General features: G+C 62.7%; 10 protein-coding genes. 2 read left to right on the plus strand and 8 right to left on the minus strand.

Features of this window, described 5'->3' with window-relative positions; translation table 11 throughout:
- Positions 1 to 136: 136 nt before the first annotated feature.
- Positions 137 to 979, minus strand: a complete 843-nt coding sequence (locus tag E3D03_RS19690; RefSeq protein WP_263568364.1) for a hypothetical protein — start codon at positions 977 to 979, stop codon at positions 137 to 139.
- A gap of 23 nt (positions 980 to 1,002) precedes the next feature.
- Positions 1,003 to 1,557, minus strand: coding sequence for a cytochrome b (locus E3D03_RS19695; RefSeq protein ID WP_263568365.1), 555 nt, complete (start codon positions 1,555 to 1,557; stop codon positions 1,003 to 1,005).
- Positions 1,558 to 1,635: 78 nt separating this feature from the next.
- Between E3D03_RS19695 and E3D03_RS19700 the strand changes: the two genes are divergently transcribed.
- Both E3D03_RS19700 and E3D03_RS19705 read left to right on the plus strand, forming a co-directional pair.
- Positions 1,636 to 2,127: a MarR family winged helix-turn-helix transcriptional regulator gene (locus E3D03_RS19700; protein ID WP_263568366.1), complete on the plus strand. Its 492-nt coding sequence runs from the start codon at positions 1,636 to 1,638 to the stop codon at positions 2,125 to 2,127.
- Positions 2,128 to 2,173: 46 nt separating this feature from the next.
- Positions 2,174 to 3,412: a multidrug effflux MFS transporter gene (locus tag E3D03_RS19705; protein WP_263568367.1), complete on the plus strand. Its 1,239-nt coding sequence runs from the start codon at positions 2,174 to 2,176 to the stop codon at positions 3,410 to 3,412.
- 291 nt (positions 3,413 to 3,703) lie between these two features.
- Here E3D03_RS19705 and E3D03_RS19710 read toward each other — a convergent pair whose 3' ends face one another.
- From E3D03_RS19710 to E3D03_RS19735, 6 genes are all read right to left on the minus strand, one after another.
- Complete coding sequence (locus tag E3D03_RS19710; RefSeq protein WP_318013785.1) at positions 3,704 to 5,386, minus strand: FAD-dependent monooxygenase; 1,683 nt, start codon at positions 5,384 to 5,386, stop codon at positions 3,704 to 3,706.
- Positions 5,361 to 5,579, minus strand: a complete 219-nt coding sequence (locus E3D03_RS19715; RefSeq protein WP_156127417.1) for a hypothetical protein — start codon at positions 5,577 to 5,579, stop codon at positions 5,361 to 5,363. The genes E3D03_RS19710 and E3D03_RS19715 overlap by 26 nt, the downstream gene beginning before the upstream one ends.
- 15 nt (positions 5,580 to 5,594) lie before the next feature.
- Positions 5,595 to 5,873 carry an SH3 domain-containing protein gene (locus tag E3D03_RS19720; protein WP_036706859.1) on the minus strand — a complete coding sequence of 93 codons (279 nt, stop codon included), beginning with the start codon at positions 5,871 to 5,873 and terminating at the stop codon, positions 5,595 to 5,597.
- 141 nt (positions 5,874 to 6,014) lie between these two features.
- Positions 6,015 to 6,332: a type II toxin-antitoxin system RelE/ParE family toxin gene (locus tag E3D03_RS19725; RefSeq protein ID WP_036706860.1), complete on the minus strand. Its 318-nt coding sequence runs from the start codon at positions 6,330 to 6,332 to the stop codon at positions 6,015 to 6,017.
- A complete protein-coding gene (locus E3D03_RS19730; RefSeq protein ID WP_036706862.1) occupies positions 6,329 to 6,598 on the minus strand; it encodes a hypothetical protein in 270 nt (89 codons plus the stop codon). Before E3D03_RS19730 ends, E3D03_RS19725 begins: the two co-directional genes overlap by 4 nt.
- Positions 6,599 to 6,606: 8 nt before the next feature.
- Positions 6,607 to 6,839: hypothetical protein (locus tag E3D03_RS19735; protein WP_263568368.1), on the minus strand; the 233-nt coding region annotated here is incomplete at its 5' end.

The raw sequence follows: 6,839 nt of genomic DNA on the forward strand, positions 1-6,839 counted from the left end.
ATACCGTTCGCAGGGTAGTGTTAACACGCCCTACATTCAATGCCATCCTGATGATGCTCCGGCCTGCGCGTCGCACCCCGTGATTGGTCCCCATACGGGGTGTGGCAAAGGCGGGGGTCGAGCCGCCTACCGCGGCTCAGTTGTTCCGGGGTGGAGGCGGTCTCATGCCTGCGCCGCGCTCGGCGGTGAAATCGACGGGGATGGTCAATGTTCCGGCATAGCCGCTCGATGGGTCGCCGCTCAGCGCCAGTGTCTGCTGTCTGATCTCGGCGTCGGTGTTGTCCGAGAATACGTTATCGCGGGCAATCGTGATGCGGCCAAGGTTGCGGGTGCCGTTGGAATAGCGCGCGTCGGCCGCGTAGACGGCGGCACAATCGGCTTCGGGCAGGGCGATCTGCGCGGTCAGGACCGAGGCTTCGCCATCGACTGCGGCTGCGGCGCTTTCGAACACCTCGAAATGGATATGCGGCCAGCGGCCGTCATAGCAGCCCGGAAAGATCGTTGTGAAGCGCACCAAGCCATTCTCATCGCTGATGCCGACCCCGCGTAGGTAATTGGCGTCAGAGATGTCGTAGAGCGAGTAGCGCCCCGTCGTGTCGCAGGCCCAGATATAGATCGCGTGACCGGCAAGCGGCGTGCAGCCGGCGGCATTCTGGAGCGTCAGTTCGAGGTCGAGCCTCAGACCGTCGGCCGTGCCGGAATAAGCTCCGAACGAGGTGCGCAGATCGGTGCGGATCACGCCTTCCTGGGTCAGCACATTGACGACCTGGCCGGATCTGGAAATCGAGCCGTCGCCGGGATAGGGGCCGGCGGTTTCCCAGGGCAAGGCCACACATTCCAGCGCATGGGCGGGCGCGGCTGCCAGACCTGCGCCAAGGCCGCCGAGCAGCGCAAGCATCCGGCGGCGGCCAAGCATCTTTGTCAGATCCTTGGCGAAGCCTCCATCGTGAAGGTGTTCTTCGTCGTGGTGATGGGACATCGTGCTTGTTCCTCTCGTGCTTGCTATTTTACGGCTTGCGAGCCGGGCAGGCTGCCGGCCTTCGTCACATTGTCGAAAACATGCTTCAGGGCAGCCAGGATGTGCAGCGCCAGGACGGCGGTGATGAACAGCCCGAGCAAACCGTGGACCTGGCTGGCCAGGACATCAAGCCATTCGATCTGGCCGATGGACGAAACCAATGTCACATTCCAGACATCCAATGCCCGTCCTCCGGCCACAGTCATGAGAATGCCGCTGAGCGGCATCAGAACGATTGCCGTCAGCAAGAGGATGTGAACGACCCGCGCGACGCGACGCTGCCAGAGGGGTGTATCGGCGGACTCGGCCGCGAAGCCATGCACGATCCGCCAGCCAACGCGCCAGAGGCCGAAGGCAAGAACGAAGACGCCAAGCGCCTTGTGCCAGTCCATAAGCCCGCCGATCGTTTCGCGGTCAAGGCTGCCATAGGCCATTGTCAGGCCAAGGCCGAGCGCCCCCATGAAGGCTATGGCTGCCGTCCAGTGGTTGAGCCGGGAGACACGACCGTAGGCCGTTTCCTGTTCGCGGCGGATGTTCATGGCGATGCTCCTTTGCGGGTCATGTATCTTTCTGGTAAGATATAGAGACAAAATATCTTTCTTGCAAGATAAATTTTCATGAGCTATCTTATGGCCATGACCGATGCCATCGAAGCGACCGTTGAAAGAATGCGCCGGAACTGGCCTGAGGCCCGTGCAGACCAGGCGCGCCTGGTCATGACGCTCACCCGCCATGCACGCCTGATGCAGGATGCGGCACAGACCGCCCTGCAGGCGTTCGGGCTGACCCGCTCGGAGTTCGAACTCCTCGCCGCGCTGAGGTCACATGCACCTCCGCACCGACTCACGCCGTCCGACCTTTATGACGCGCTGCTGATGTCCTCCGGGGGGCTGACCAAAGTGTTGAAGGGGCTGGAATCGCAGGGGCTCGTCTCGCGACCGGCGGGCGAAGGTGACGGACGGTCTCGGCCGGTCGAGTTGACTTACAAGGGGCGCGATCTGGTCGAGCGGGCGATGCCTGCCGTTCAGGAAGCTGAAGCCCTGTTGCTGCAAACCATCAATCCGGACACCATGACTCCACGCGCGAGCCCGAGCAGAAGCGCATCGTAAAGAAGGTGCTCAGCACACATATCTGGTCACGAACAGGAGATGGCATATGCACAATGCCGCCCAAACATCCGGGTCGAAGGCTCTGACGATTGTTATGGTCCTGTCCATACTTTCGATTTTTCCGCCCTTGGCCACGGACATGTATCTGTCATCATTCAACGACATTCAGGCCCATCTGGCCGCGCCCGACGGGGCGCTGGAGCTGTCACTGTCGGTGTTCTTCCTCGGGCTTTGCGTTGGCCAGCTGGTGTTCGGCCCGCTGATCGACCGGTTCGGCCGCAAGGGGCCGCTGCTGATCGGGGCCGGACTGTTCTGCGTTGCGACGCTGCTGCTGCTCCTGACCAGTTCAACCTCGATGTTCATCGGCCTTCGCTTCATCCAGGCGCTCGGCGCTTGCGGCGGTATGGTGGTCGGTCGTGCGGTGGTGACAGACCTCTACGAGGGCAAGGCGGCGGCGCGAACGATGACGCTGCTGGTCATGCTGATGACGATCGGGCCGGTGGTCTCGCCGCTGCTCGGGGGCATTCTCGACACAAACTTCGGCTGGCGGTCGGTGTTCGTCACCATGCTGGCGGTCGGCGTGCTCGCGCTTGTGCTGGCGATGACGCTGCTGCCCGAGACCCTGCCGGCCTCGAAGCGGCTGAAGACGCCCTTCGCCGGTGTGTTCGGCCACTACTGGAAGCTGTTGATATCCAGGCGCTTCGTCGTCCCCGCCTTGGTCAGTTCGTTCGCCCAGGCCGCGATGTTTTCATTCATCACGGCCTCATCCAGCGTGTTCCAGGGCGTGCTCGGTCTCGGCAAGATCGAATATGGCCTTGCCTTCGGCTTTGTCGCGCTCGGCCTGGTCGTCGCGTCATTCGTCAACAATTGGCTGCTGTCGAAGCTGGAGGTCAAGACGATCATCAGTGCCGCCCTGCCGCTGTTCGTTGCCATCAGCCTCGTGCTTCTGCTGGTTTCGGGCACGCACCAGCTGTGGGTTCTGATCATTCCGCTCTGGTTCTCGATCGCCATGGTGGGCTTGATCAGCGCGAACGGCACCTCGATCGCGATGGAGGCGACGCGCGGGCAATCGGGCGTAGGCTCGGCTCTGGTCGGCGCCATGCAGTTCGGCGTTGCCTTCGTATGTTCGGCAATCGTGGCCTCGGCGATTACGGCAAGCGCCCTGCCTCTGGCGCTCGGAATATTGCTCCCCGCCATTGTCGCGCTTGTGCTCTGGTTCGTCGGCAGAGGGCCTTCCGGCAACGAAGATATTGCAGCCGCGACTCCGCCGACCTCAGTTCCATAGAGCGGGGGCCTGTTTATCTGCGTCCAATCGTCATCTTGTCGCGCAATTCCTAGCTCACAGCGGCCGCTTTGTCCGCAAGGCAGACCTCGGCCGCCGGGATGCCCACACCGAAGGCGCGCAGCGCGGTTCAGGCGTGATCGAACCGCTCTGACGCTGCGCGATACCGACGTGCCGGCGGAGGGCTTTTCCTCAATGACACGTCACGCTCGGGATCATCTTGCAAGCGGACGATCTGATGCAGCCGCTCGTATGGGAACGGAATATCCAGAAACCTGCGCTCGCGGGCGGTCGTCATCTGTCCTCGCCCGGCCGGATCTGACGTTCGGCAAAATAGCGATCGATCGAGTCCGGATCGCCGGAGGCTTCGGCCAGTGCGACATAGGTGTCGGGGCGGATCAGATAGAGCGCGTCGCGCGCCAGCCCTGCCTGCCCATAGGCCGGCTGCCAGGCGAAGGCATGAAGCGGAATGTCGTGCGCGCGGCACCAGGCTGACAGCGCATGACTGGCGGTCCCATAGACATGCACCTGCCAGGCAGTCCGCTGCAACGGCTCGTGGTTGTCGGTGTGGTTGTCGGTGCCGTCGATGGAAACCCATGGCAGCCTGTCACCCCCTGCCACATCGCCCGCCCGACCGGCGCTCAGGGCCATGTCGCGATAGTTCAGTGTGATCTGCGAAACGGTGCGGAACAGAAATTCGCGGGCCGGTTTGAACGCAAAGACGCCGGATAGCACCGTCGGGGCGATCCGGGTGCGGATGACGCTGGCGAGCCGGCCATCCGCGGTGACGAAGCTGAAGGCGCGGTCCGTCGTCGCGACCAGCCGCCGCGCGAAGCCCATCCGCTCGGGCTCGTAACTGTCGAGCAGGCTGTCCCCGGCGCGGTCGGACAGGACCGCCGCCAGCTTCCAGGCCAGGTTGATGGCGTCGAGAATGCCGGTATTCATGCCCTGACCGCCAACCGGACTGTGGATATGGCCGGCATCGCCCAGCAGAAACGCCCGGCCCTTGCGAAAATGCTCGGCAATGCGGTGATGGACGTGATAGGTCGAGAACCAGTTGACCTGGGCGACGTCGATTTTCAACTGTTCGATCACGCGCGTGCCGATGTCAGCGAAAGTAAGGCCCTCGCCCTCATGCAGGCGCACGTCACTGATCGCGCCGACCAGCCGAGCGCGCCCGGTTCCCGCCAAAGGAAAGACGGCCAGGAAATCGGCTTCGTCCAGATCGACATGCAATTCGCCATTGATGGTCGGGCCGCTCCCCTCGATATCGGCGACATAGAAAATGTCGTGATAGGTGCCGCCGGCAAAGCCGATCCCGAGAGCCTTGCGAACGGTCGAACTGGCGCCATCGCAACCAGCAAGATAGCTGGCCTTACAGGTTTCCTCGCGGCCATCGGGTTTGCGCAACCGGGCCGTGATCCCTGCTCCATCATCGCTGAACGTCAGCAGTTCGGTCTGGCGTTCGACCACGACACCGAAGGCGCGCAGCCGTTCGATCAGCAGCCGCTCATGCTCGTCCTGCGGGAATATCTCCAGAAAGGCATAGCGGGTCAGACCGGTGCCGACAGTGCTGAAGTCAACACGTGCCGCCCGCTCACCCTTTGTCCACAGATTGACCGCAGGCACCTTGTGCCCTTGCGCCACGACAGCATCGGCAAGGTCAAGCTGACGGTAAAGCTCCAGCGTGCGCGCCTGTACCGCCAGCGCGCGCGAGTTCGTCCCCGGCCCGGTCGTCCTGTCGATGATGCGGACGCCGACACCGATCCTGCTGAGCCACAGCGCCAGGACCAACCCGGTCGGGCCGGCGCCGATGATCAGAACTTCGGGGGCCTTCTGCGCATCCCTTCCGAAACGGGAGCAGTCTGGCGCCGGTTGTGGCCGAAAACCTCGCTGCCAACTTGGGATCTGAACTGGACTCAGGGTAGCACGGCGCCGCCCCCGAGTTTCATCACGAAGAGGATGGCGGCCACGAATTGCCCGCCGCCAGTTGCCATTTGTCGGCCAACGACCAGATCACCAACCCGATGGTCAACAGCATGCCGGTCACCGGCAGGACGTCGGAGGCTTCGCGGCTGGCGGTTTGATGAGCGCATGACTGTTGGGCTATGAGAACCTCGCTGCACCCTGAACTGAGTGGCAGCATCCGGAGATGTTGGCCGTCAGCCATGGCCGAATGTCGCTGTCAGCGATGCGCCAGATAGTCCGCCGAAACGTAACCCGAGATACTGGGCCTGTCGGTGAGCGTGACTCTGCACCAGACCTTCCCGTCATTCGTCACGCAGTTCTGGCGGGTGAGGCGCGTCCCGTCAGGCAGGCCGATTATGATGTGGTGGTCAAGGCCAGGGCCGTCCCGGAGCTTCAGGAGATCGTCTGGCCCGACACCCTTGACCACTGCCCCAGAACCGACCGCGCATCCGGCGGCGATCATGAGAGCGAGAAGAGCAGCAAAATGAGTTCGCATTATCTGACCTGAATCGTTTTGCCATCACTACGACACCATCACGCTAAAGGACAGCAGGCAGGTGCCCAACCCGGATTCGGAGAATGCGGCCACGCGGCATGGGATGAGCCCGACGGACGGCTCCGGGCCGATATTGCTCCGCTATCGCCTTCTCGCACGGCTGCGCATGACCCAATCCGCACCGCCATAAGTGACAGCGTAGATCAGCACTTCGCCTGCGTCATCATCGACCACGAAGGCAATGACGGCTTTTCGGCCAGCGGGGATTGCACGCAAGCCGGGGGCGATCTCATCCCGGAGGCTGCCCTTGTGCGGCGTGGCCTTCAGCGTGGCGATGGCCGCCTCTATCTCGGCCAGCTTGCGCGCGGCCACATCGGGCCCGGCATAGTCGAGGATCCAGTGGGCGATGGCGTCGAGGTCACGCGCAACGAGCGGGTGGAATCGGATGCGGTAATTCACGCGCCACGGGCCGCCCCGATGGTCGAGCGGGCAGCGGCGAAGGCATCGTCCTGGTCGATGAAGGCGGCGCGCGGCGTTTCCATTCGGGCACGGATTTCCTGCGCGAGGGCAGAGAGGGCCACCTCACGTTCCTGTTCGTCCTGCATCATCTGTTCCAGCGCGGCCGCAACCGCGGCGCTCTGGGTCGCGAACACGCCCTGCCCGACCTTTTCCGAAAGGAACTGGTGGTGGCGGTCGGTGAAGCTGAGGGTGGTTTTGACGGTCATCCGCGCCTCTAAGGTATGACTGAGTCATATAGCAAGGGGGCGATGGTTTCAATGGTGACAGATGCGCCGCAGCCGCTGATCGCGCCCGAATGCAAAAGCCCCTGGGTTTCAGGGGGCCTTGCAAAACGTTGACTTGGCGTTGACTCGTTTTTGCACGGGCCATACACGAGTGTTTTTGTCTGATACCAACCGTTTGTAATGGTTAGATTTTTTGGTTGCGGGGACAGGATTTGAACCTGTG

This window comes from Paracoccus sp. DMF (assembly GCF_004407025.1).
Taxonomy (GTDB): Bacteria; Pseudomonadota; Alphaproteobacteria; order Rhodobacterales; family Rhodobacteraceae; genus Paracoccus; species Paracoccus aminovorans_B.